This window comes from Pseudomonas sp. 14P5.3.2, from assembly GCF_057799175.1.
In genome coordinates this window covers 232,623-257,597 of the sequence record NZ_JBYOKU010000004.1, presented here as the reverse complement: position 1 = coordinate 257,597, position 24,975 = coordinate 232,623, and the positions used below count along the sequence as shown (strand labels likewise).

General features: G+C 60.8%; 22 protein-coding genes and 1 pseudogene. 11 read left to right on the top strand and 12 right to left on the bottom strand.

Annotated features, from left to right (window positions below; translation table 11 throughout):
• Window positions 1–595: 595 nt before the first annotated feature.
• Together AC27VU_RS05465 and AC27VU_RS05460 are read left to right on the top strand one after the other, a co-directional pair.
• Window positions 596–1,570: a 2-hydroxyacid dehydrogenase gene (locus AC27VU_RS05465; protein ID WP_488723601.1), complete on the top strand. Its 975-nt coding sequence runs from the start codon at window positions 596–598 to the stop codon at window positions 1,568–1,570.
• A gap of 149 nt (window positions 1,571–1,719) precedes the next feature.
• The gene (locus AC27VU_RS05460; protein ID WP_003221807.1) at window positions 1,720–2,229 is read left to right on the top strand and encodes a DUF2165 family protein; all 510 of its coding nucleotides are present in this window, start codon (window positions 1,720–1,722) and stop codon (window positions 2,227–2,229) included.
• Window positions 2,230–2,253: 24 nt separating this feature from the next.
• Here AC27VU_RS05460 and AC27VU_RS05455 read toward each other — a convergent pair whose 3' ends face one another.
• Window positions 2,254–3,156: a DMT family transporter gene (locus AC27VU_RS05455; RefSeq protein ID WP_103485833.1), complete on the bottom strand. Its 903-nt coding sequence runs from the start codon at window positions 3,154–3,156 to the stop codon at window positions 2,254–2,256.
• 254 nt (window positions 3,157–3,410) lie between these two features.
• Here AC27VU_RS05455 and AC27VU_RS05450 point away from each other — a divergent pair, with 254 nt between their 5' ends.
• Window positions 3,411–4,286 (top strand): helix-turn-helix domain-containing protein, encoded by an 876-nt coding sequence (locus AC27VU_RS05450; protein ID WP_003221805.1) that lies wholly within the window; start codon window positions 3,411–3,413, stop codon window positions 4,284–4,286.
• Between the two features lie 141 nt (window positions 4,287–4,427).
• On the opposite strand, the gene AC27VU_RS05445 is transcribed toward AC27VU_RS05450, so the two are convergent.
• The 6 genes from AC27VU_RS05445 to AC27VU_RS05420 form a co-directional block, all read right to left on the bottom strand.
• Entirely contained in the window at window positions 4,428–6,857 is a 2,430-nt protein-coding gene (locus AC27VU_RS05445; protein WP_488723600.1) for a TonB-dependent siderophore receptor, read from the bottom strand.
• A gap of 213 nt (window positions 6,858–7,070) precedes the next feature.
• Entirely contained in the window at window positions 7,071–8,060 is a 990-nt protein-coding gene (locus AC27VU_RS05440) for a FecR family protein (protein ID WP_488723599.1), read from the bottom strand.
• Window positions 8,057–8,623 carry an RNA polymerase sigma factor gene (locus AC27VU_RS05435; RefSeq protein ID WP_003221797.1) on the bottom strand — a complete coding sequence of 189 codons (567 nt, stop codon included), beginning with the start codon at window positions 8,621–8,623 and terminating at the stop codon, window positions 8,057–8,059. The genes AC27VU_RS05440 and AC27VU_RS05435 overlap by 4 nt, the downstream gene beginning before the upstream one ends.
• Before the next feature lies 1 nt (window position 8,624).
• Complete coding sequence (locus AC27VU_RS05430) at window positions 8,625–8,951, bottom strand: DUF3325 domain-containing protein (protein ID WP_103485828.1); 327 nt, start codon at window positions 8,949–8,951, stop codon at window positions 8,625–8,627.
• Complete coding sequence (locus AC27VU_RS05425; RefSeq protein ID WP_488723598.1) at window positions 8,951–10,540, bottom strand: PepSY-associated TM helix domain-containing protein; 1,590 nt, start codon at window positions 10,538–10,540, stop codon at window positions 8,951–8,953. The genes AC27VU_RS05430 and AC27VU_RS05425 overlap by 1 nt, the downstream gene beginning before the upstream one ends.
• A complete protein-coding gene (locus AC27VU_RS05420) occupies window positions 10,537–10,842 on the bottom strand; it encodes a DUF3649 domain-containing protein (RefSeq protein WP_007967542.1) in 306 nt (101 codons plus the stop codon). The genes AC27VU_RS05425 and AC27VU_RS05420 overlap by 4 nt, the downstream gene beginning before the upstream one ends.
• A 180-nt stretch (window positions 10,843–11,022) precedes the next feature.
• Between AC27VU_RS05420 and AC27VU_RS05415 the strand changes: the two genes are divergently transcribed.
• The 3 genes from AC27VU_RS05415 (at window position 11,023) to fecA (ending at window position 14,948) form a co-directional block, all read left to right on the top strand.
• Window positions 11,023–11,511, top strand: coding sequence for a sigma-70 family RNA polymerase sigma factor (locus AC27VU_RS05415; protein ID WP_488723597.1), 489 nt, complete (start codon window positions 11,023–11,025; stop codon window positions 11,509–11,511).
• The gene (locus AC27VU_RS05410; RefSeq protein WP_488723596.1) at window positions 11,508–12,440 is read left to right on the top strand and encodes a DUF4880 domain-containing protein; all 933 of its coding nucleotides are present in this window, start codon (window positions 11,508–11,510) and stop codon (window positions 12,438–12,440) included. Before AC27VU_RS05415 ends, AC27VU_RS05410 begins: the two co-directional genes overlap by 4 nt.
• A 177-nt stretch (window positions 12,441–12,617) precedes the next feature.
• Window positions 12,618–14,948, top strand: coding sequence for a TonB-dependent Fe(3+) dicitrate receptor FecA (gene fecA, locus AC27VU_RS05405; RefSeq protein WP_488723595.1), 2,331 nt, complete (start codon window positions 12,618–12,620; stop codon window positions 14,946–14,948).
• Window positions 14,949–15,162: 214 nt separating this feature from the next.
• Here the strand turns inward: fecA and AC27VU_RS05400 are convergent, their stop codons facing one another.
• Both AC27VU_RS05400 and AC27VU_RS05395 read right to left on the bottom strand, forming a co-directional pair.
• Window positions 15,163–15,567, bottom strand: coding sequence for an HPF/RaiA family ribosome-associated protein (locus tag AC27VU_RS05400; protein ID WP_003221782.1), 405 nt, complete (start codon window positions 15,565–15,567; stop codon window positions 15,163–15,165).
• Between the two features lie 200 nt (window positions 15,568–15,767).
• Entirely contained in the window at window positions 15,768–16,715 is a 948-nt protein-coding gene (locus tag AC27VU_RS05395; RefSeq protein WP_103369604.1) for a LysR substrate-binding domain-containing protein, read from the bottom strand.
• Between the two features lie 135 nt (window positions 16,716–16,850).
• On the opposite strand from AC27VU_RS05395, the gene AC27VU_RS05390 reads away from it, so the two are divergent.
• From AC27VU_RS05390 to AC27VU_RS05380, 3 genes are all read left to right on the top strand, one after another.
• A complete protein-coding gene (locus AC27VU_RS05390) occupies window positions 16,851–18,227 on the top strand; it encodes an L-serine ammonia-lyase (RefSeq protein ID WP_488723594.1) in 1,377 nt (458 codons plus the stop codon).
• Window positions 18,228–18,313: 86 nt separating this feature from the next.
• Window positions 18,314–19,615, top strand: a complete 1,302-nt coding sequence (locus AC27VU_RS05385; protein WP_488723593.1) for an HAAAP family serine/threonine permease — start codon at window positions 18,314–18,316, stop codon at window positions 19,613–19,615.
• A gap of 315 nt (window positions 19,616–19,930) precedes the next feature.
• Entirely contained in the window at window positions 19,931–20,248 is a 318-nt protein-coding gene (locus AC27VU_RS05380; RefSeq protein WP_003221777.1) for a DUF3509 domain-containing protein, read from the top strand.
• On the opposite strand, the gene AC27VU_RS05375 is transcribed toward AC27VU_RS05380, so the two are convergent.
• Entirely contained in the window at window positions 20,245–20,745 is a 501-nt protein-coding gene (locus AC27VU_RS05375) for a phosphate-starvation-inducible protein PsiE (RefSeq protein WP_003221775.1), read from the bottom strand. The genes AC27VU_RS05380 and AC27VU_RS05375 overlap by 4 nt on opposite strands.
• 326 nt (window positions 20,746–21,071) lie before the next feature.
• Here AC27VU_RS05375 and AC27VU_RS05370 point away from each other — a divergent pair.
• Window positions 21,072–21,326: pseudogene (locus AC27VU_RS05370) on the top strand (YebG family protein); the annotation flags it as partial.
• Between the two features lie 178 nt (window positions 21,327–21,504).
• Here the strand turns inward: AC27VU_RS05370 and AC27VU_RS05365 are convergent.
• Entirely contained in the window at window positions 21,505–22,524 is a 1,020-nt protein-coding gene (locus AC27VU_RS05365; RefSeq protein WP_003221772.1) for a Glu/Leu/Phe/Val dehydrogenase family protein, read from the bottom strand.
• Window positions 22,525–22,696: 172 nt separating this feature from the next.
• On the opposite strand from AC27VU_RS05365, the gene AC27VU_RS05360 reads away from it, so the two are divergent.
• The gene (locus AC27VU_RS05360) at window positions 22,697–23,500 is read left to right on the top strand and encodes a SirB1 family protein (protein WP_488723592.1); all 804 of its coding nucleotides are present in this window, start codon (window positions 22,697–22,699) and stop codon (window positions 23,498–23,500) included.
• A gap of 54 nt (window positions 23,501–23,554) precedes the next feature.
• On the opposite strand, the gene AC27VU_RS05355 is transcribed toward AC27VU_RS05360, so the two are convergent.
• A complete protein-coding gene (locus AC27VU_RS05355; protein WP_488723591.1) occupies window positions 23,555–24,925 on the bottom strand; it encodes an MFS transporter in 1,371 nt (456 codons plus the stop codon).
• Window positions 24,926–24,975 lie beyond the last annotated feature (50 nt).

Here is a 24,975-nt window from a genome sequence, read left to right as displayed (position 1 = left end):
AAAGTTGCAACACATCCAACACTTGCGGTGACTGACACACCGCTTTCGCGAGCAAGCCCGCTCCCACAGTTGGATTGGGTGTGGTCAGTTGGGGATTGGTCGGCTCGTAGGCCGCCATCGCTAGCAAGCCAGCTCCCACAGAAAAGCAAAGCAGTCCAGACAGACCGCATGCTTTTCACCACTCAACAGGATGAGCGCAAGCTCGGCTGCGGCTCTTGATCTTGCCGTGCCGGCCCCATCGGCAGGCTGAGTGGAGGGGTTTATCCGGGGGTGGGAGCGCAGCGACCGTTTGGCGCAGCCAAATGCATCGAGAGGAGGTGCAGCGAAGCAAACCGGAGGCGATGCCCCCGGATGAATCCCGCAACGAAGGAACCCGAGCCTAAGCGAGGGCCGAACGCCGGGGCCCAGACTTTTGGTTACTTTGGGGCGTTTGCCAAAGTGACTCGCCGTAAGGGCGAAACCGCCAGCCGCAACCCCCGAAGCAACGGATAAACCCCCAAAACCCCAAGAGCATGGTCGGCCCAAAGGCCGCCAAGACAACCCAAAACAGAAATGTTAGCGTGCTTGGCAATCAAGACAGCCGAGCCCAAGCCCGATGAAAAAAACAGTCCTGGCCTTCAGCCGCATCACCCCACCCATGATCGAACGCCTGCAACAGGAGTTCGACGTCATCGTCCCCACCCCCAAGAACGGCGACATCAACGCCCAGTTCAACGAAGCCCTCCCCCACGCCCACGGCCTGATCGGCGTCGGCCGCAAACTCGGCAAGGCCCAACTCGAAACCGCGACAAAACTGGAAGTGGTCTCAAGCGTGTCGGTCGGCTACGACAACTACGACCTCGCCTACTTCAATGAACGCGGAATCATGCTCACCAACACCCCGGACGTGCTCACCGAAAGCACCGCCGACCTCGCCTTCGCCCTGATCATGAGCAGCGCCCGCCGCGTCGCCGAACTCGACGCCTGGACCAAGGCTGGCCAGTGGCAGGCCAGTGTCGGCGCCCCGCTGTTCGGCTGCGACGTGCACGGCAAGACCCTGGGCATCGTCGGCATGGGCAACATCGGCGCCGCCGTCGCCCGCCGCGGACGCCTGGGCTTCAACATGCCGATCCTCTACAGCGGCAACAGTCGCAAGACTGAGCTGGAACAGCAACTCGGCGCACAGTTTCGCAGCCTCGACCAACTGCTGGCCGAAGCCGACTTCGTCTGCCTGGTAGTACCGCTCAGCGACAAGACCCGCCACCTGATCAGCCACCGCGAACTGGCGCTGATGAAGCCGGGTGCGATTCTGGTCAACATCTCCCGTGGCCCGGTGGTCGACGAACCGGCGTTGATCGAAGCCCTGCAAAACAACCGCATCCGCGGCGCCGGTCTGGACGTCTACGAGAAAGAACCGCTGGCCGAATCGCCGCTGTTTCAGCTGAAAAACGCAGTGACATTGCCGCACATCGGCTCCGCTACGAATGAAACCCGCGAAGCCATGGCCAATCGCGCAATGGCCAACTTGCGCAGCGCTTTGCTCGGCGAACGTCCACAGGATCTGGTGAACCCACAGGTCTGGCGCGGTTAAAAAACATCGGGCAAGTATCAAAAGATACTTGCCCGACAAGTTTCTCCCCGCACATGTTTTGAAATTCAACCCTGCACCGAAATAAAAACACCCGCTATAAACTCTCCTGACTTGTCGACTTCTCGATAAATATCATGGAGAACACTCACTTGAACACTCTGACCACGGATAAAATCATCCGCTTCAGCAAAGTCATACTGATGGGCTATATCAGTTTTTTTGGCTTGCTGGTGATGTACAGCAACTTCACTGACTATGCTTCAAACTATGAGTATGTCGGGCATGTTCTGAGCATGGACACTACCCAACACAACCTCAGCATCCGCTATCGCGCGATCACTTCCCCCATGCTTCACCATCGGATCTACTGGCTCATTATCACGCTGGAAGTGACCTACACCGCGTTTTGCCTGTTAGGCACTTATCATCTGTTGAAAAACATAAATGCTTCGAAAGAAAAATTTCACGAAGCAAAGCGGTTTTCAATCATCGGTTTATTGATCGCGCTGTTTATCTACTACTTGTGCCTGCAAGTAATCGGCGTTGAATGGTTTGACATGGATACTTCACAAACCTGGAACGCCAAGGACTGGGCCCGACACATTGTCGACGTCATATTTCCGCTGCTGATTTATATCGTCATAAGAGTCGAGCGCTGAAACAGCGCCCGACTCAATTCACCATCAGGCCAACTTTCCCTGAGCCGGCACCTGTATTGCACGAGGTCTGCGGAACACCAGAATGTTCCCGAGCATGACCAACACCAGTCCGACCAGCGCCGGCGCAGTCCATTGATACCCTTCGGCAAACGCCGAGACGTTCAACGCCACCACCGGGAACAGTACCGTGCAATAGGCTGCGCGCTCCGGCCCCATGCGCCCGACCAGCGTCAGGTAGGCGGTGAAGCCAATCACCGAACCCGGGATCACCAGATACAGTAACGCCCCGACGTAACGCGGCGACCAGTCCATGTCGAACGGAATCCCTTTGACCAGGCACCACACCGACAACATCGCCGCGCCGTAGGCCATGCCCCAGGCATTGGTGGTCAACGGTTTCAGACCGGCCTTCTGCTGCAGGCTCGAGAGCATGTTGCCCGCCGAGAAACACAGCGTGCCGCACAGCGCCAGACCAAGCCCGAGCAACGTTTCAGGGCTGGCGTGATGGCCGGCCAGTTCCGGCCAGAACAGCATCCCCAGACCGAACAGGCCGAGCGCGCCGCCCATCAGCACGTTACGGGCGATGCGCTGACCGAAGAATACCCGTGCATTGAGTGCGTTCCACAAAGTGGCCGTGGAAAACACCACCGCGACCAGTCCGCTGGGAATCCACTGGCTGGCCGTCAGGAAGCACATGAAGTTGACGCAAAACAGGCACAAACCCTGCGCCACGCAGATCAGATGCCCGCGCCGATTCATCGGTTGCAGTCGCCGACTGAGCAGCAGCAATACGAATAGCACCAACGCAGCGAGGCCAAAGCGATAGACGATCGACACCGGAATCGCCACCACACCGAGTTGCCATTTCAGGGCAATCCAGGTGGTGCCCCAGATCAGCACGGTCAGCAGATACAGCGAAAGGTTCATGACGAGACTCCTGAGGACACGGGACACTCTGTGGCGAGCGAGCTTGCTCGCGCTGGGCTGCGAAGCGGCCCCGTTCATGAGTGCTGCGCACTCGGCGGGAGCAAGCTCCCTCGCCACAGGTTTTACGTTTAACAGCGATTCAGGGTGCGGCAGCAAGGGTCGGGGCGCTTGCAGATTCTTGCGCTTTTGTCGCCCGACAGGCTGGCAGCGCGACGTCTACGGAGTAGGATGCAATGCGTTGGAGAGAACCGAACATGGCCGCTATCGATACCCTGCAAGTCTTTCAAGCCCTCAACCGCTCGCCGAACGCGCGCCTTGTGCACAGCGCCGAGCTCGGTGACGGCTTGTCTGCGGCCCTGTGGACCAACCACCACGACGCCCAGGAATACGAAGCGCCGAGCCATCACACCCTGTCCTGCTACATCGCCGGCGGCACCGGCACTTTTCGTCGCGGGCAACCGGGACACAAGGGCGGGCCGGACAAGCTGTGCATCCTGCCGGCGGATCACGAATCCGGCTGGGTGATCAACGGTGATATCCGCCTCGCTCACCTGTATTTCAGCGCCGAACAATTTGCCCTCGGTTGCGTCACGCTGCTTGATCGCGAGCCGCGGGAGATGCAACTGCGCGAGCAGACCTTTCTGGAAGATCCGCAGCAAGCGCGACGTTTTCGCCAGTTACTGACGCTGAATTGGGAAGAGCCTGCCGAGCGCGTGCTGACCAGCAGCATTGCCCATGAATTGATCAGCCATACCTTGCTCAGCCAGGTCGGCGCCCGTCAGGGGTTGCGCCTCAAGGGTGGACTGGCGCCGCATCAGCGTCGGCAGTTGGTCGAGTTCATCGACAATCAGTTGGCCGAGCCGATCAGCCTCGGGCAACTGGCCGGATTGTGTGCGCTGTCGGAATACCACTTTGCCCGAATGTTTCGCGTGAGCTTTGGCTTGCCGCCGCATCAGTACGTGCTGGCGCGACGCTTGAGCCGGGCGCGGGAGTTGTTGCGCGGCACGGCGTTGCCGTTGGGGGAGATTGCGCTGGCGTGCGGGTTTGCCAGTGCCAGTCATTTCACCAACCGGTTTCGGCAGGTATTGGGTGGGACGCCGGGGGAATATCGGCAGGCGTTTTTGCGTTAGAGGGGATTTTTATTGCCTGTTCGGGCCTCTTCGCGAGCAAGCCCGCTCCCACAAGGTCTGCGGCCGTTCAAGACGTTTGTGTCCGACCGGGGAACCTGTGGGAGCGGGCTTGCTCGCGAAGAACGATGACGCGGTTGCGGATCAGAATTCCAACGTGCTCGACAACGAAATCTGCCGCGAATCCCCCATCGACACAAAGAACCGGCTCGCCGCCGAGGTGTAGTAGGTGCGGTCGAACAGGTTCTTCACGTTGAGCTGAAACTTGACCTTCTGCCCCTCAAGCTTGGTGTCATAAGTGGCGAACGCATCGGCCACGGTGTAGCTCGGCAGGTCGAAATCATTCACCGCGTTGCCCGCGCGTTCGCCGACATACCGCGCCCCGGCGCCGACCCGCAGTTGATCGCCACCGATCACGCTGCCGAAGTCATACACCGCCGACAATGAGCCGCTGTTCTTCGCCACGTTTTGCAGACGATTGCCTTTGTAGTCCGGGTCTTCGGTGACCTCGGCATCGGTGTAGGCATAGGCGCCGATCACGCTCCAACGGTCGGTCAGCTGGCCGGTCAGGTCCAGTTCCAGACCACGGGAACGCACCTCGCCCGCCGCGCTGTAAATAGTGGTCGGGCCTTCAGAGTTGGAGACCAGCACGTTGCGTTTCTTGATGTCGAACAACGCAATATTCCCGGTGATGCGCCCCGGCATGTCCAGGCGCGCACCCAGCTCCCATGACTTGGCTTCCTCCGGCGCGATGCTGCCGTCGAGCACGGTGCTGCTGCCGCTGAGCGGGGCGATGGTCGAGTTGGGTTTGAACGATTCGGTGTAGCTGCCGTAGAACGACAACTCGTCGGTGTAGCGATACACCAGACCGGCGCGCGGTACGAATTTCTGCCCGTTGCTGTCGGTGTTGGCCTTGAACGGCACGCCTTTGCCGGCGTACTGGTCGTATTCCTGGAAGCGCCCGCCGGCAACCAGAATCCACTGGTCATTGAGGTGGATCGAGTCCTGCAGGAACACCGAATCGCTGCGCAGCAGATCGGTCTGCGCACTGTCCGCCGGGCTGACGGTGGTGCCTTCGACTTCGCGACCGTAGACCGGGTTGACGTAGCTGAAGGTGCTCAGGCTTTTCTGGCGGATCAGGTCGGCGCGGTAGATCTTGCGGTACTCGTCGTCGACGCCGAACACCAGGTCATGTTGCATGCCCAACAGGTTGACCTTGCCTTCGAGGCTGGCGGTGGCGAAGCGGTCAGTGCTGATCGCGCCTTGCGTGCCGTCCATGCTGCGGGTCAGCGTGCCTTTTTTGGTGTCGATGGCGGTCACGCGCACCTGGCTGGCGTCGTAGGTTTCGCGGTTCCAGCTGTAGCCGAAGTGGGCTTTCCAGTCGTCGTTGAGTTCGTGGTCGGCCTCGAAGTGGTACAGGTCGGAGCGGCCTTCCATGTCGTTGAACGGCTCGTCCAGCCGCTCGTTGCGCGAGATGTCCAGCGGATGGTTGGTGCGCGGATCGATCAGCGTGCCACGGTCGAACGGCGTGAGAAACTCGCGGTGTTCGTAGGAGAACAGCAGCTTGGTACGCTCGCCATACCAGGCCAGCGATGGCGCGATCAACGTCTCGCGATGGGTGCCGAAGTTGCGCCAGTAATCTTCGTCTTCGTGATCCAGCACCATGCGATAAGCGAGGCCGGAATTGCCCAGCGCACCGGTGCTGTCGAAGCTGCCGCCGCTGCCATTCTTGCCGTCGCCGTAGGTCGAGCCGCGCAGGGTCAAAGCGTTGTATTGCGTCAGTTCCGGCTTCTTGCTGACCAGATTGACCACGCCGCCCGGGTCCTGAATCCCGTACAGCAGTGAGGCCGGGCCCTTAAGCACTTCGACACGATCAACGGTCTCGTTCATCCCGCGACCCTGCACAATCGGCATGCCGTCGCGCATGATCGAGCCGTTGCGGTTGTCGCCAAAGCCGCGAATCATCACCGAATCCTGAGTGCTGCCCAAGGTATTGGCCTGGGTAATGCCGCTGATATTGGCCAGCGCATCGTCGAGATTGCGCGGGGTCTGATCGCGGATGACCTGAGCCGGGATCACGTTGACGGTCTGCGGGATTTCCTGCAGCGAAGCCGAGGAGCGCATCACCGAACTGGTTTGCGGCGGCTGGTAGCTCATCGACTCGTCGCGCATCGAGGTGATGGTGGTGGCGCCGAGATTGAGGGCGCCCGCGGTGGGTTGCGGCTCAAGCGCGAAGGTGTGGCTGTCGGTGCGGCGGAAGGTCATGCCGGAGCCACTGAGCAAGCGTTGCAGCGCCTGTTCGGCACTCATCTGGCCGCTGACCGCCGGGGCGTTGAGGCCGTACGGCGCTTCATCGGTGTAGACCACGCTTTGCCCGGTGACACGGCTGAAGTCGCTCAGGGCCTGGGGCAGCGGTTTGGCGCTCAGGGAAAAACTGAACTGCTTTTGCGCCGGGCTGCTGACGGTTTCAGCGGCGAGCGCCACGCTCATCGGCAACAGCGCCAATGCGCAAAAACTCAATGCCGAAACACCTAACCACTGTTTGACCGAACCCGATTTTGCCCTGGACTTCATTGCTCAATGACCTGTGTAGAACCGCAACGGATGCGAATGACTCGCAGTTTCAGTCACTACACGGATGGGCCTGTGGTTTACCTCACCACAATTTTGAAAATATTTTTCGGGAGCAGCGTCGGTAGTTCTGACGCCTTCGCGAGCAAGCCCGCTCCCACATCTGGAATGCATTCCCCTGTGGGAGCGGGCTTGCTCGCGAAGAGGCCAGTAGACCTAGCGCAAAATAATCAGATGCTCCAACACCTGATGCTGCTCAAACCCCATCACTCCTTGCAGCGAACTCAACACCGCCTGCGGGTCCTTGCTCGGAAAACTGCCGCTGACCTTGCGCGCCGCCAGCTCATCGTTGAGTACAACGATCCGCCCCGGGTAATAGCGCCGCAAATCCTGCACCACATCGGCCAGTGGTGTCTTGTAGTAATTCAGCCAGCCCTGACGCCAGGCCAGTTGCGCTTCGCTGTCCACCGCGTGCAGTTTTTCCGCAGTGCCCAGCCCATAGGCCACTTGCTGGCCGGCCGTCAGAATCTGCTGCGGCGCGTCGCGATCCGCCGTCACGCCAACGCGCCCGGACAGCACCGTGACCTGCGCACCGCGAGGTTGCAGACGCACTTCGAACTGCGTGCCGAGTACCCGCGCCTGACCTTTTTCGGCCTCGACCACGAACGGCTCGCCGGTATGCGTGACACTGAAAAATCCGGCGCCGCGACGTAACCGCACATGCCGCTCGCCCTGACTGAAATCCACGGCGATGGCGCTGTCGGCATCCAGTGTGACTTGCGATTGATCGGCCAGCGTCACGGTGCGGATCTCGCCCGGCGCCGAAACGTAATCGGCGCCCAGATCATCGACCCAGCGCTGCGGTTGCCAGCCGGTGCCGAGACTGATCATCAGCATCAGACACGCGGCCATCGCCAGCGCGCCCGACAAGCGCACAAGCGCTGAGCGACGCGGGCGATCCATCGCATTGAGGTAAGCCTGCAACGCAAACGCATCTTCATCGGCCAGGGTGCGCGCCGGACTTTCGCTTAGCTCCCACAGCACTTGCGCCTGCGCGTAAGCCTCGGCGTGGGCCGGGTCGGCGCGCAGCCACTGGCTGAAGGTCAGTTGATCGCCGCTGCTCGGGCGGTCATGCAGAAGACTCAGCCAGGCGAGTGCGGCCTGTTCCTGAGTCGGCGTCGGGACGATGCGGTCGGTGTGATTCACGGTGCTTTCCCTGGCAGACGTGGCGCGGGTTCGCGCAGGCTGGCCTTGCAGGCCTCGAGGGCGCGCATCATATGTTTTTCCACCGCGCTTTGGGACAAGCCCATGGCCTTGGCGATGTCCGCGTACTTGCGACCGTGGATGCGATTGAGCAAAAAGATCTGCCGTGTGCGTTCGGGCAAGGCGCGCAACGCCGCTTCGACATGGCGCAGATCATTGCCTGCTTCGAGCGCAGCTTGCGGTTCGCTGCCGTGGCTGTCCGGCGCGTCCGGTTGCCAGCCCTCATTGACCCGCACCCGCGTACCTTCGCTGCGCAAATGATCGATGGCGATGTTGCCGGCGCAACGCAAAAGATAGGTACTGAGCTCTTCGACCTGCACCAGTGGCCGACGCCAGAAACGCAGAAACAGATCCTGCACCAGATCCGCCGCCGTGGCCCGGCAGCCGACGCGCCGGTTCACCAGCGCTTCCATCTGCGAGCGCTGCGACAGAAACACCTGAAGAAAATGCGCACGCGCGCCGTGTGGCTCGTCGTCGCGGGATTCCGGAGGATGACCGATCAGCATGTCAGCACTGCGCCCAGGCAGCGACCGGGCTTGCCAGCAGACTCAAAGCGGCCAGCACCAAGGCCAGTTTCGGTCGATATGGCATCAGCAGTACCAACGCCAGCGCACTGCACATCAGCACCGCGAACCAGTCGACCAGACCCAAGCCCCAACCGTTGGCAGCCACGGTGGCCCAGAGTGACAGGCCCAGCATGAGCCAACCGAAGAGTTTCAGACCCCGACCACGCCGGGCTGAAGGTTTGCGCCCCAGCAGTTCGTCGTGATGCCGCGGCATCGACAGGCACAACGCGGTGAATCCGGCATAGCACAGCAGCAACGCCAGCAGCATCAGTTCGTCCCCTGCTCAAGCGCGATTGGCCGAGCCCTTTCGCGGGGCGTTTTTTTCACTCGCACACTATGCCCGGCGCGCTGCATCTTCCAGGCGGCCCACGTCAGAAACAGACCGGCGCCGAGACAGGTAAGGTCGAAACCGGCCAGCGCCAAGTCACCTTGTGCCAGCGTGACGCCGAGGTGATGCGAAGTGGTCAACGCATTGAGCAACGGCACCGCGCCGAACAGCAGCGCTGCCAGCGCCAGTTGTTCGACCCAAGCCTTGCGTCCAGGCCTGAGCAGTGCGTGCACCACGCTCAAGCCCCAGGCGATGAAGAAGGCGTTCACCTCCCAATCGGCCCGCCCATCGAGACTCGGCGGCAACAGACGATTGCTCCAGAAGAACACCGCCACCGCGTTGACCAATCCCGCCATGCTGACAATGTTCAGCACTTCGACCAGCCGTAACTCGAACGGCATCACGCTGCTTTTTGCGTGCTTGAGCTGACGCTTGCCGAGCCAGATCACCAGCCCGGTGCCGATCATCGCCGTACCGGCCAGGCCGCAGAGGAAGTACAGCCCGCGCAGTACCGGGCCGGCGAAACGGCCGATGTGCAAACCGTAAAAACTCCCGGCAATCGCCATCGGCAGCGGCTTGTCCGCTGTGGCGCCGAGCAACTGCCCGGTCACGCCATTGAAGGTCACATCGCTACCGTACTCGTAGGTGATCTTGTCGGAACTGGCACGGGAAAACTGCACAGAGGCACTGGCATCGCCGGGGTTAGTGACCGTCACCCGTGTCGCGTGGCCGCCGTCCCAGTGCTCACTGGCGCGCGTCATTAGCGCAGCCAGCGGCGGCAAAGTCGCTGGCTGGCCGGCGCGCTCCGGCAGCGGCGTTTCGGGAAATACTTCATCGTAGAACGCACCGAGGTTGTTGCCGTAAGTCGCCAGAATGCTCGCCGGCATAACCATCGCCATGAAAATCACCAGGCTGCTGTAGGTGATCATCAGGTGGAACGGCAAAACCAGCACACCCACGGCGTTGTGGCCGTCGAGCCAGGTGCGCTGGCCCTTGCGCGGGCGGAAGGTGAAGAAATCCTTGAAGATTTTCTTGTGGGTGATGATGCCAGTGATCAACGCGATGAACATCACCATCGCCGCGCTGGTCGCCAGCCAGCGGCCCCACGGATAGGGCATTTGCAGCTGGAAATGGAAACGGTAGAAGAATTCGCCGCCCATGCTTTCCCGGGGTTCTACTTCGGCTCCGGTTTGCGCGTCGAGCGTCTTTTCAGTGAACTTGCCGCGCTTGCCAGGGCTGGCCGGAGTGTCTTGCCAACTGACGGAAAGGCCGGGTTCGCGGGCGCTGGGCAGGCCGATCCGCCAGCGTGAAGCATTCGGCGCCCGTTGTTGCAGATAGTTTTGCGCCAGCGTCAGGCTCGCTTCGGCATTGAGCGGGCGCAAAGGGATTTCCGGCTGCATCCAGTGCGTGGTTTCGTCCTTGAAATAGGCCAGTGTCCCGGTCAGGAAAATCGCGAACAGCAGCCAGCCGAACACCAGTCCGGCCCAGGTGTGCAGCCAGGCCATCGACTGGCGAAAGCCCTCTTTCATGCGTAGCCCAAACCACGTGCGGCCCCGGACACCGTCGCCAGAATCACGCTCGGCACCAGCAATCCGACCCACGCCGACCATGCCGTGCGGCAAGCGAAACACCACAGCACCGCAACCAGATAGACCAGAAAGGAAATGGTCATGCCAGTCACTACAGCTTCGGCGCGGCTCAACGGTAACCACATCGTCAGGGCCACGCTGGCCAGCGCCGCGACCAGATAGCCGCCGAACACCGCCGCCAGCACCCGCGAGGTGACGGCCAGACGATAGGACATGGGAAGTGAGGCGAGTTTGCCTTTCATGTTTCGACCCTGAAACGAAAAAAACGTCCGACCGACGAGACCGGACCAACAGGCGAACAATATTAATGATAAATATTCTCATACGCAAAAGCATCTGATTGCCGGACACCCTCGCCCGCCCCTACAATGCGAACAGTTCTTGTTCTCTAACGCATCGATCATGCGCCCGGAGTAATACCGTTGCCGTCCGCCCATCCCGTCGAATCGCTCTACCAAGACCACCACAGCTGGCTCACCGGCTGGTTGCGGCGCAAACTCGGCTGCCCGGACAGCGCAGCGGATCTGGCGCAAGACACGTTCATTCGCGTGCTCAGCGCCCGCGAACCCGCGGTGATCATCGAACCGCGCGCCTTTCTCACCACCCTCGCCAAACGCGTGCTGTTCAATCATTACCGTCGTCAGGATCTGGAACGCGCCTACCTCGACACCCTGGCGCAGATGCCGGAAATGGTTGCGCCATCGGAAGAAGACAAAGCGATCATCCTGCAAACCCTGATCGAACTGGACCAATTGCTCGATGGTTCGCCACGACCGGTCAAACGCGCGTTTTTGCTGGCGCAGGTCGATGGCCTGACCTATCCGCAGATTGCCGCCGAGCTGGGCATCTCGGTGGCCACCGTCAAACGTCATCTGCAAAAAGCCGCCCTGCGCTGCTACTTCGCCCTGTGAACCGCGTGCCGGATTTCTCTGCGCAAGTGGCCGAACAGGCCGTGTACTGGCTGATGGAAATGCAGCAAGGCACGCTCTCCCCGCGTCAGCAACAGGCCTGGCAACACTGGCTGGACGCCCACAGCGAACATCGTCGGGCGTGGGAGCACATGCAGCGGGTCAACCAGCGCTTGCGCGGTGTGGCTTCGCCATTGGCGCATGCCGCATTGAACGGGCCGAAGTCTTCCAGTCGACGCCAGACCCTCAAGTTGCTGCTGCTTCTGGGTGCCGGTTCCGCCGTCACCTGGGGCATGCGCGAGCACAATCCGCTGCCGACGCTGCTCGCCGATTACCGCAGCCCGGTGGGCCTACGCCGCAAAATTGCGCTGGGCGCAGACAGCCAGTTGCAGCTCAACACAGCCAGTGCGGCGGACGTGGATGGCGCGCAACGACTGATCCGTTTGCTCGAAGGCGAGATCCTGCTCAGCACCGCGCAAGCGTTCGCAGTGCGCACGGCGCAAGGTGTGTTGAAAACCAGTGCTGCCCGTATCAACGCTCGACAATTTGCTGATCGCACACAGGTCGCGCTGTTCGAAGGCACGGTCGAACTGACCGCCAACGGACGCGCGCCGATGCAACTGCCGATCGCCCGACAACTGAGTTTCAGTGCCACCTCGATCAGCGAAGCCAAGCCACTGGACGCCAACAGCGGCGCCTGGGCCGACGGCATGCTGATCGCCGCGCACATGCGCCTGGGCGACTTCCTTGAAGAGCTCGGCCGCTACCGTCGCGGGCAGTTGCATTGCGCTGCGAAAGTGGCCGACCTGCTGATATCGGGGACTTATCCACTGGACGACAGCGAACGGATTCTTGATCTGCTGCAAATCAGTCTGCCGGTGAAAGTGCGGCGCTTTACCCGCTATTGGGTCAGCGTCGAGGCGCGGGCTTAGAAGCAAAATCAAAAGATCGCAGCCTGCGGCAGCTCCTACAGGATGTACACCGAGTCAATGTAGGAGCTGCCGCAGGCTGCGATCTTTTACTCTCGAAAAATAAATGAGCCGTTTTTCAGATCTGGCGTGACAGAGAAGGAAAGCCCCCTTGATTCAACCTTCTCAGGATCAACCTTCATGCACCCCACTCGCCTCACGCCGCTGGCCCGCAGTCTGCGCAACCTCGTACTGGGCGCCAGCCTGAGCTTCAGCGCCCTGCCGGTCATGGCTGCCGAAACCAAGGTTTACCACATCGCCCCGGCGTCGCTGGAAAACGCCCTCAACCAGTTTGGTCGTGAAGCCGGCGTGCTGATTTCCTTCGGCTCACAAATCACCAGCGGCGTGCAAAGCCGTGGCCTCGAAGGCAGCTACAGCGCCGAACAAGGTCTCGATGCGCTGCTCGAAGGCACCGGCCTGCAAGCCCGCGCCGAGGGCAACAATGCCTTCAGCCTGCAACCGGTCGGCGACACGGCGCTGGAGCTGGACACCTCGAAAGTCGTCGGTGACTGGCTCGGTGATGCAGCGCAGGTCAACGTGTTCGAACACCCGGGTGCCCGCGATGTGATCCGCCGCGAAGATTTTGAACGGCAGGGCGCGACTCAGGCGCGCGATGTGCTCAACCGCATTCCCGGGGTCAACGCTCCGGAAAACAACGGCACCGGCAGCCACGACATGGCGCTGAACTTCGGTATTCGCGGCCTCAATCCGCGCCTGGCCGCGCGCTCGACCGTACTGATGGACGGCATCCCCGTACCGTTCGCACCCTACGGCCAACCGCAGTTGTCGTTCGCGCCGATCAGCATGGGCAACATGGATGCCGTGGACGTGGTGCGTGGCGGCGGCGCCGTGCGTTACGGCCCGCAGAACGTCGGCGGCGTGGTCAACTTCGTGACCCGCGCCATTCCCGACGCGCCGACGGTCAAGGGTGGTTTCCAGACGGAAACCAGCCCGTCGTCGAGTCACGATGGCTTCAAGACCAGCGCCAACCTGCTGGCCGGCGGCACCAACGAAAATGGCCTGGGCGGTGCGCTGCTGTACTCCGGCACCCGTGGCGGCGACTGGCGCGAACACAGCGACAGCGAAATCGACGACCTGATCCTCAAGGGCAAATACCAGCTCGACGAGGCCAACAGCTTCAACGCCATGGCCCAGTATTACGAAGGCAAGGCCGACATGCCCGGCGGCCTCAGCGTTGCCGATTACGACGCCGATCCGTATCAGTCGACACGCCTGAAAGATCAGTTCTGGGGCCGTCGGACGATGTTCAACTTCGGCTATCGCTATCAGGAAGATCGCCGCGAATTCACCGCCAACACCTTCTTCACCAAGACGCTTCGCAGCGGTTATCTGGATCAGGGCACATTCCTCTCGCTGTCGCCGCGCGAGTATTGGGTGCGCGGTTTCGAAACGCGTTTCGCCCAAGGCTTCGACCTCGGCCCGACCAGCCACGAGGTCGGCGTTGGCTACCGCTACATCAACGAGGCCGGCCACGAATTGCGCTATCGCACGCCGATCAGCAGCAACCAATACCCGACCACCGACAGCCGCAACGACCGCGACACCCGCGGTGGCACCGAAGCCAATGCGTTCTTCGTCGACGATCGCATCGACATCGGCAAATGGACCATCACTCCGGGCGTGCGCTACGAGATGATCGAATCGCAGCAGACCAACAACCTGACCGACGTCAAATACAAGGGCGACTACAACACCGCGCTGCCGGCATTGAACGTGCTGTACCACCTGACTGACAGCTGGAACCTGTACGCCAACACCGAAGGCTCGTTCGGCAGCGTGCAGTACAGCCAGATGCCCAACCGCGTGAGCAGCGGCGAAGTGAAACCGGAGAAGGCGCGCACCTGGGAACTCGGCACCCGTTATGACAACGGCGCACTGCGCGCGGAGATCGGCGCGTTCCTGATCAACTTCGACAACCAGTACGAAAGCAACCAGACCAACGACTCGGTGATCGCCCGTGGCGAGACCCGTCATCAGGGCATCGAGACCAGCGTCAACTACGCGCTGGATGACTTGAGCCCGGCACTGGCCGGTTTCGATGTGTACGCCACTTATGCCTATGTCGACGCGACCATCCGCGAAGACGGACCGAACAAGGGCAATCGCGTGCCGTTTTCCTCGAAACACAAAGGCACGATTGGCGTCGGTTACACCGAAGGGCCGTGGAAACTCAACGTCGACAGCAGCTTCCAGAGCGACCAGTTCGCCGACAACGCCAACACCTCGAAAGAAAGCGCCGACGGCAGCACCGGCAAGATCCCCGGCTACATGCTGTTCAGCAGCCGCGCCGGTTACGACTTCGGCCCGCAATTGTCGGATCTGAACGTGGCGGTGGGGGTGAAGAACATCTTCAACACCCAGTACTTCACCCGCTCGTTCGATGACAACAACAAGGGCAAGTACGTGGGTGAACCACGTACGGTGTATGTACAAACGTCTGTGGCTTTCTAAAAAAACTGTGGCGAGGGAGCTTGCTCCCGCTCGGCTGCGAAGCAGACGTAAATCCTGCTAATGCGGTCTGGCTGTTGAACGCCTTTGCAGGTTTTGGGGCCGCTTCGCAGCCCAGCGGGAGCAAGCTCCCTCGCCACACTGTTCAGCAGCACAAACAAAAACGGGCCTGCTTGCGCAGGCCCGTTCTCATGGGGTGGCTTGAAAAATCAGCGCATCAACTGTTGATCGCTGCCTGTTCGTTCTCCAGAAACTCTTCTTCCAGCAGTGCGTCATTCGCCTTGCTGAATGGCACGATGGCGGCGCGTGGTTTGCCCCGCAGTTTGCCAAACAGGTGCTCCAGCGCGTGTTCCAGTTTTTCGGCTGCACCATCGATCGCCTGTTCCAGCGAATCGGCTTTATGGGTGACGGAAATCGGTTGATGGCCTTTTGGCCGCGCTTCCAGTTGGCAACGCATGTCATGAGGACCTGGTTTGTCGCCGTTCTCGTCGCTCAGGTGGACTTCGACACGGGTCAGGTCTTCTTCATAACGGTCGAGCGTGCTCTCAATAGTTGTACGTACCCACTCCTCCAGTCGTTTACTGCTTTGAATATGGTTATCGCTGTTGACTTGGATTTGCATAGTTCATCCCTTATTTCAGCTAGCTCGCGAGAGGCCTCGAATTGAATTTCCTGACCTCTTGGTTACAACAATCGGCCCGACCGGCGAACATTTCAACCCCTGAAAAAAGATAAATATTCATTCGCAAAAAAAGCCGGACAACCGGGCAAGTCACTGGTAAGGTCGGGAGTTGGGTTGCCTCGCTATCCCGCAAGATTTGGTCACAATTGCCCGTCATTCAACGGGTGCAAGCTGCGGAAAATCCCCGCCTCCTCCACCAGCCAGTCATGCACCGCGCGCACGCCCGGATGGCTCAACGCCCCCGGCGCATACAGCAACACGTAGCGTTTGTGGTTGGGCACCGACAGGCCGAACGGCACAATCAGCGTCCCGCGCTCCAGCTCATCGTTGAGCAGCGTGCGCCGGGCAATCGCCACACCCATACCGGCGATCGCCGCTTCGATGGTCAAGTGATTGCGATTGAACGTGTGCCCACGCCGTACGTCGGCACCCTCGAAGCCAATCGCATTCAGATAGAACTCCCATTCCGCATATTCATAACTGCCACGCCACGCGGTGATGTCGTGCAACAACGGAAAATGCACCAGATCCACCGGCCCATGCAGCGGCGGACGTCCACGCAACAGGCTCGGCGCGCACACCGGGAAAATCTGTTCGTCGAGCAAGGCTGTGGATAACAGCCCCGGATAGCTGCCGTCATTCAGGTCAATCGCCAGATCAAAATCGCCCTCATGCAACGGCACGCTGCTGTCCTCGGCCACCAGGCGCAACTGGATGTCCGGATAGCGCTGTTGCAGACGCGGCAAACGCGGGGTCAGCCATTTGCTGAGGAACGATGGAATCGAACGCACCCGTAGAATCCCACTGATCATCCCGGCATCCAGACGGCGCAATTCAGCATCGATGCTGCCATAGGCCTCGTTGACCGTGATGGCCAGTCGCTGGCCTTCCGCACTCAACTCGACACCCCGCGCTCGTCGGTGGAACAGGCGAAAACCCAGACGCTCTTCCAATTGGCGAATCTGCTGACTGACCGCCCCCGGGGTGATGTGCAGCTCTTCCGCGCAACGGGTGAAGGACAAGTGCCGCGCGGCACAGGAAAACACCTGCAGCCAGACGTAGGTCTGGGCATGCAATTGACGACTCATCGTTTAGTCCTGCTAAAGGCTTTCTTAGGAAGTTTCGTTGGTCACGTAGGACCGAGGTAGGCAGTATCGCCGACATTGCGCTTGTCCTACAAAAAATGGCAGCGATTCCTACTCCATTGCTTGTAAGGGTTTAGCATGGCTATCAGTGTTTTCGATCTATTCAAAGTCGGCATCGGTCCGTCCAGCTCCCACACCGTCGGCCCGATGCGCGCCGCCGCAACCTTCGCCCAGGCGCTGATCGACCAACGGTTGCTCAACGATGTGCGTCGCGTGGAAATCCGCTTGTACGGTTCGCTGTCGGCCACCGGTGTCGGCCACGCCACCGACCGCGCCACGGTCATGGGCCTGATGGGCGAATGGCCGGACAGCATCGATCCGGCGACCATCGACCCACGCATCCAGCAACTGCGCGAAACTGGTCTGCTGTCTCTGGCCGGTCACAGAGAAATTTCCTTCAACTGGCAGCGCGATCTCCTGCTGCTGGACGAAAGCCTGCCCTACCACCCCAACGCCATGTCGCTGACAGCCTTCGGCGAAAGCGCCGAGCTGTTCACGCAGACGTACTACTCGATTGGCGGCGGTTTCATCATCGAAGCCGCGGAAGCCGAGTCCGGTGTGGCACCGGCCGGCGACGTGGTGCTGCCGTACGATTTTTCCAGCGCGGCCGAACTGCTGAGTCTGTGCAAGCAGCACAACTTGCGCGTGTCGGAACTGATGATGGCCAACGAACGGGCCTGGCGCAGCGACGCTGAAATCCGTAACGGCTTGCTGCACATCTGGTCGGTGATGCGCGAGTGTGTCGAGCAAGGCCTGCGTCACGAAGGCATTCTGCCCGGTGGGCTGAACGTGCCGCGCCGCGCCGCGAAATTGCACCGCAGCCTGCTGGAAATCGGCAAGCCGAATGTCATCAGTTCGACGCTGTCGGCGATGGAGTGGGTCAACCTGTTCGCCCTCGCCGTCAACGAAGAGAACGCTGCCGGCGGGCGCATGGTGACCGCGCCGACCAATGGCGCGGCCGGGATCATTCCGGCGGTGCTGCACTACTACATGAAATTCAATCCGGACGCGTCTGACGATGATGTGGTCGCGTTCTTCATGGGCGCCGCCGCCGTCGGCATTCTGTGTAAGAAAAATGCCTCGATCTCCGGCGCTGAAGTCGGCTGCCAGGGCGAGGTCGGTTCGGCCTGCGCCATGGCCGCGGCAGGCCTCGCTGAATTGCTCGGCGCGACCCCGGAGCAACTGGAAAACGCCGCCGAAATCGGCCTGGAACACAACCTCGGCCTGACCTGCGACCCGGTCGGCGGCCTGGTGCAGGTGCCGTGCATCGAGCGCAACGCCATCGCCGCCGTGAAGGCGATCAACGCCACGCAAATGGCCCTGCGCGGCGACGGCAAACACTTCATTTCTCTCGACCGGGTGATCCGCACCATGCGTGATACCGGCGCCGATATGCACGACAAATACAAAGAGACTTCACGGGGCGGCCTGGCCGTGAGCTGGGTGGAATGCTGACGCGCATTGCCTGACCGTCCCGGCGGGCCGCAACTTGCGGCCCGCCAACCGTGAGCCCGAGCAAAAATAATAACGAGGCAAAAACGATGACCGATGTACGTACACCTGCTGCCGAAAATCCCGCTGTAGATCGCACACGCAACACCGAAATTGCCCACAAGGGCTGGAGCAAATCCGACACCACCTGGATGCTAGGTCTGTACGGCACCGCCATCGGTGCCGGCACCTTGTTCCTGCCGATCAATGCCGGTGTCGGCGGTTTCTGGCCGTTGCTGATTCTGGCGCTGCTGGCGTTCCCGATGACCTTCTTCGCCCACCGCGGCCTGACCCGCTTCGTGCTGTCCGGGCGTTCGGGCGACATCACCGAAGTCGTCGAAGAGCACTTCGGCATCGGTGCCGGCAAGCTGATCACCCTGCTGTACTTCTTCGCGATCTTCCCGATTCTGCTGGTGTACAGCGTCGCGCTGACCAACACCCTGAGCAGTTTTCTCGAACACCAATTGCACATCACCCCGCCACCCCGGGCGATTCTGTCGCTGGCGCTGATCCTCGGCCTGATGGCCATCGTCCGATGCGGGCAAAACGTGATCGTCAAAGCCATGAGCGTGCTGGTCTATCCGTTCGTCGCCGCGCTGCTGTTGCTCGGCCTCAGCCTGATCCCCAATTGGAACGGTGCGTTCTTCGCCAGTGCCAGGGAGGCGATGCCGCTGTCGACGTTCCTCAAGACGATGTGGCTGGCGATCCCGGTGATGGTGTTCTCGTTCAACCACTCGCCAATCATCTCTGCGTTCGCGGTTGACCAGAAGCAACGCTACGGCGCCCAGGCCGAACGCAAGAGCAGCGGCATCCTAGCCATGGCCCACGGGATGATGGTGGTGACGGTGATGTTCTTCTGCTTCAGCTGCGTGCTGGCGCTGTCGCCGGCGGATCTGGCGGCCGCGAAAGCGCAGAACATTTCGATCCTGTCGTACCTGGCCAACCACTTCCAGACCCCGGTCATTGCTTACGCCGCGCCGCTGATCGCGCTGGTGGCGATCACCAAATCCTTCCTCGGCCACTACATCGGCGCCAGCGAAGGCTTTCAGGGCATGATCGTCAAGAGCCTGCGCGGTCGTGGCAAGGTGATGTCGGCGAGCTGGCTGAACCGTGCGACCGCGCTGTTCATGATCCTCAGTTGCTGGGCCGTTGCGACCTTCAACCCGAGCATTCTGGGCATGATCGAAACCCTCGGCGGACCGGTGATTGCCTGCCTGTTGTTCCTGATGCCGATGTACGCCATCCGCCGCGTGCCAGCCTTGCGCCAGTATTCGGGTCAGGCGTCCAACGTGTTCGTGGTGCTGATCGGCCTGATTGCACTGTCGGCGATCATCTATTCGGTTCTGCCCTGAAACGGGCCACAAATGACAAAGGCGAGCCGTGTGCTCGCCTTTTTTGTGCCGTATCCATTGTCCAACAATGTTCCCGGCACAGCCCTTGCTATGACCTGTGCAGGAGCTGTGTAGGAGCTGTCGAGTGCAACGAGGCTGCGATCTTTTGATCTTCATGACCGAAGTCAAAACAGCGCAGATCAAAAGATCGCAGCCTTCGGCAGCTCCTACGAAACGCAACAACACAGGCCACGGAATGGCCGATGGTCCGGTATGGCGAACCAACCCGATCACGGCCGGTCAACAACTGCACGTTCAATCAGGCGGTGACGCATCATGGACAACCCTTTTCAGATCATTACCGATGCCTTCGCGCCGGACTATCAGATCAACCTGAGCATTCAGGGACTGGACGGCAGCATCATGCTGACCCTGTCCAACAACGGCCGGATCGTCGCCAAACGGATGATCAGCGCCGAACAGCGCAACGATCCGGTAAGGCTCAAACGGCTGGTGCAAAGCATTCAGTTCGGCATCGCCATCGAACAGGGCCACAGCGCCATGGCGATCCTTGAAGCGATGACCAGCGGCGACGGGCTACCCCCGCCACCGCAGCAGAGCACCGGCCAGCCTCGGCCGTCGCTGGGACTTTAAAGCTCGCCCTTCTCGATCTCGGGGTGCTCACCGGAACCGGCGCCGAGCTTGCGTTGCGGTTTCTCGATCTTCACCGACGGAAATTGCGACGAAGCGTAACGCACCACCAGGATCGAGAACGCCAGCAGCAGAATGCCGCCGCACAGGTAGATGATGCCCATGTCCGGCGGGTTGTGGTGCGAGACGTTGGAGATCAGCAGACGCGTCAGCGCAGTGATCGCCACGTAGATCAGGAAGCGCACCGGCATGTGGTTGGTCTTGAAATAAATCCCGACCATCGCCCCCAGCTCCAGATAGATGAACAGCAACAGAATGTCATCGATCTTGATGTGACCTTCTTCGAGCATGCCGAGAAATTCCATCACCGCCGCCCACGCGGTCACCGCACCAATGGCAAACAGCGCCAGATAGTGGAAGGTCTCGACGAACAGGTTGCCCAGGGACTCGGCCAGTTGATGCACGTTTTGCCGCAGTTTCTCGGCCCAGTTTATTTTCACAATGATGTTCCTTAGCCCGACTCGGGCGGATGATGCGTGTTGGACGTGACGGTTTTCTGCACGTCTTGAGTTACATGCAGAAAAGAGGCCACGCCATCATGGCGAGCCAGCACCAAACCCGCGCCGTGGCGTTTGGTCGCAGACCCGAGCAATTGTGGCAGCGAGCCTGCTCGCGAATGGCCGCACTGCGATCCCACTGACAAATCCCGAATCCGGTCTACATTGAAAAGCCACTACCCAAAGCGCAGGGATTCGCTTATCCTTTCGCTGTATATAAATACAGTAGTCGCTAAGACAACTAAATGTGAAGGCATGTGAGGTGGTGAATGGCCGTCGAAGTGGTATACCGCAGCAGCCGAGATCTGGAGCGCTTGTTCATGGATAAAGCCGAAGCTGACCGTCATGACAAAATGCTCGAACTGGCCGAGATGCTGTCCGAAGTGTTGCAAAAAGCCGTTCCGTCGCTGAACGAGCAGCAGGTTGAAGAAGTCGGGATCTACATGGCGAAGAACCGCGATGTGTTCGCCAAGGCGTTCAAGAGCCAGCCTGATGCATTGACGGAGTTGATCAACGCACCGGCCGAGCCAGTGGTTCAAGAGGCGGAGTCGGCAGAATCCGATGAAGCACCGGTCAAACCGGCAAAAGCGGCGAAAGCTGCCAAGTAACAACGTTTGAATCGAAAAGATCGCAGCCTGCGCCAGCTCCTGCATTGGAATACGTTTCCTGTAGGGGCTGGCGCAGGCTGCGATCTTTTGCTTTTCAGCGATACAAGACTTTCTCTGCCAACTCATCCGCTACCCGCGCCGGCGAACGCTTCTCGGCCTGCGCATGGGCGAATACTTCGGTCAGCCGCGAACTGATCTTCGACAGGTGCGCAGTAATCGTCCCCAACTCTTCGCCGCGATGCTTGAGCGAGACATAAATCAACCCGCCCGCGTTGATCACGTAATCCGGTGCATAGAGAATCCCGCGCCGCTCCAGTTGATCGGCCACGTCCAGATGCGTCAGTTGATTGTTGGCCGAGCCAGCCACCGCCGAGCAGCGAAGTTGCGTCACCGTATGGCTGTTGAGCACGCCACCGAGCCCGCACGGCGCAAGGATGTCGCAGGGGGTGCTGAGCAACGCGTCGTTGGCGATCGGATGCGCGTTGAGTTGCTCCATCGCCAGTTGCACCTTGCCGTGATCAATGTCGCTGACCAGCAATTCGGCCCCTGCCGCATGCAGCTGCTCGGCCAGTGCATAACCGACATTGCCCAGACCTTGAATCGCCACGCGCAAACCTTCGAGGTTGTCGCTGCCCAGCCGCGCCATGGCGGTAGCGCGAATTCCGGTGAACACGCCCATCGCCGCATGCGGTGCCGGATCGCCGGCCGAGGTGGTACTGGTGACATGCTGCGTCTGCTGGGCAATGCAATCCATGTCCGCCACTGAGGTGCCGCTGTCGATGGCGGTGATGTAGCGACCGTCGAGCTGATCGATGCAACGGCCAAACGCTTCGAACAGCGCAGCGCGGTTTTCCACATGCGCCGGGCGCACGATCACCGCCACTCCGCCGCCCTGATCGAGCCCGGCCAGTGCCGCCTTGTAGCTCATGCCCTGCGCCAGGCGAATGGCGTCCTCGACCGCGGATTCGTCGTTGGGATAGGCAAGATAACGGCATCCGCCCAGGGCAGGGCCGAGGCGACTGTTATGAATGGCAATGACCGCCTTCAACCCGGTGATCGGGTCAACGCTGAGGTGCAGCGATTCCAGGCGAGTGCTTTGCATGAGAGCGAACATCGGCAGGCTCCCGAATCACTTCTGGTAGACGCCAGTATAGGCTTGCGCCCAAAAATTGCTGAAGCGCACCGGAATAAGCGCCAGCGGCAACGGTGACTTTGCGGCATAACCTGACCGGTACTGGACGAATGGCGCGGACGGGGCTAAAACGAGGCATTCTCCGGAGATTGCAATGAGCCCGCGCCAACGTTTTTTCGAGTGTCTGCACCGTTCACCGCCCGCGTTGTTCGACGCGGCGCTGTGGATGGCTGCCGAGCACGAAAAAGGCCTCGATGTCGAAGCGCTGCAGCAAGACTTCAAGGAGCTGCAGCAGCGCGTCAGCTACGGCTTGCCGATGCTGCCGGTCAGCGAACTGGCGCAGCCATTGCTGCGGCGGATGAATGACCTGGGGTTCGCCCAGGACGATTTTCTGCCGCTACGCCCGCAGGTCGCGTTGTTGCACAAAGTGTTGCAGACCCGTCGCGGCCAGCCACTGACCCTGTCCTTGATTGCTCTGGAACTGGCGCGCGGTCTGGAAATCCCGCTGGTCGGGGTGAACTTCCCCGGGCATTTCCTGCTGCGGGTACCCGGTGCCGATCATCTGCTCGACCCGTGTGGTGGCCGGCGTCTGTATCCCAACGATTGTCGCGAGTTGTTGCAGCGTCAGTACGGCGCGCACCTCAAACTCAAGGCCGATCATCTCGCCACCGCCACCCCGCAGCAGATGCTCCAGCGCCTGTCACGCAATCTGCGTCAGTTGCATCTGGCCCATGAGGATTACATCGCCGCATTGATCGACGCCGAACGCGTACTGGAACTGGGCACCGCCAGCGCTGCCGATTATCTGGCCCGCGCCAGCCTGTACCAACGCCTCGACTGCCCGAACGCCGAGCGCTTCGATCTGGAGCATGCGCTGCTGCTCAGTGACGATCCGGTCCAGCGCCTGCGCCTGACTGAACGGCTTGGGCAGCTGCCCCCCAACTCCGTCGTGCACTAAACGCTTTTTGTAGGAGTGAGCCTGCTCGCGATGCAGGCACCGCCGTTTTTTCTGTCAGACCGCGTTATCGTTCTTCGCGAGCAAGCCCGCTCCCACAGGGGGTTGTGTAGGGTCCGAGGGTGAGCGCACCTGGATAATCAGCAGTGCCGCGATGACCGCCGGAATCGCGCAGAAGAAGAAAATCTGCGCCACCGGGATGTGCATCGCCAGCAGCATGCTGCCGAACAGCGGCCCGAGGATCGAACCGAACCGCCCTACCCCCAACGCCCAGCCAGTGCCTGTGGCCCGCACATGGGCCGGGTAGAAGTTACTGGCGAAGGCGTTCAGCGTCAGTTGACCGCCGATGATGCAGAACCCGGCGGCAAACACGCAGGCCACCAGATAGCGTGGATTGTCGTGGTTCAAACCCAACAGAATCGTGCACAGCGCCGCCCCGGCCAACACCGCGCAGAGCAAGCGCACCTTGCGTTGCAAACGGTCGGCAAACCAGGCCATGCACACCGCGCCCAAGGTGCCGGCGAACAGGAACATCGAGGTCACCAGGTTGGCTTCATTGAGTTTCAGGCCGCTTTCCAGCAACAGCGTCGGCAGCCAGCTGATCATGAAATACAGCAGAATCAGGCTGACAAAAAACGTCGCCCAGATCAGCAGGGTCGGTCGCGCATAACCGTTGCGGAACAGCTCGACCACGGTCAGCTTGCTGCCCTGCTCGCGCTCGTTCTGTTCGACGGTCGCGGCCGGCGGTTGCCAGTCCGGCAGCATTCGCGCGGTGACTTTGCGCAGCCGCGCATAGGGCGGTGCATCGCGCAGCAGACGCGGCAGCGATTCGGGCAGCATCCACCACAAAAACGGAAACAGCAGCAACGGCGTGACACCACCGGCAAGGAACACCGCTTGCCAGCCAAAGCGATCAATGAATCCCGCCGCGACAAAACCACCCGCTGCACCACCAAACGAAAACCCACAGGCCGCGAGCGTCACCATTAACGTGCGCAGACGCGGCGGCGAATATTCCGACATCAAGGCCATGGCACTGGGCATCGCCCCGCCCATGCCGATGCCGCAGATGAAGCGCGCGAGCATCAGGGTATTCAGCGAATCGGCGAACACCATCAGCACCGTGAGGCTGGCGTAGATCAACACGCACGCCAGCAGAATCCGCCGCACGCCGAAGCGATCGGCCAGTGGCGTGACCGCGAGGGAACCGAGGGTGAGGCCCAGCAGGTTGGCGCTGAAAACAGGCCCGAACGCAGCTTTTTCCAGGCCCCAATCCTGGGCCAGGGCCGGCACCACGTAACCGAGCACCTGGGCGTCGTAACCGTCGGTGACCAGCAGCAAGGCGAGCAGGATCAAGAGCAACCACTGATAGCGGGACACAGGACGGGCGTCGAGTGCCGCGCGGAAGCTGGCAATCTGGTTGTGCATCGCAAGGTACCTGTTTTGTTTTTATGATTTTTTAGGTGCAACACGGACTA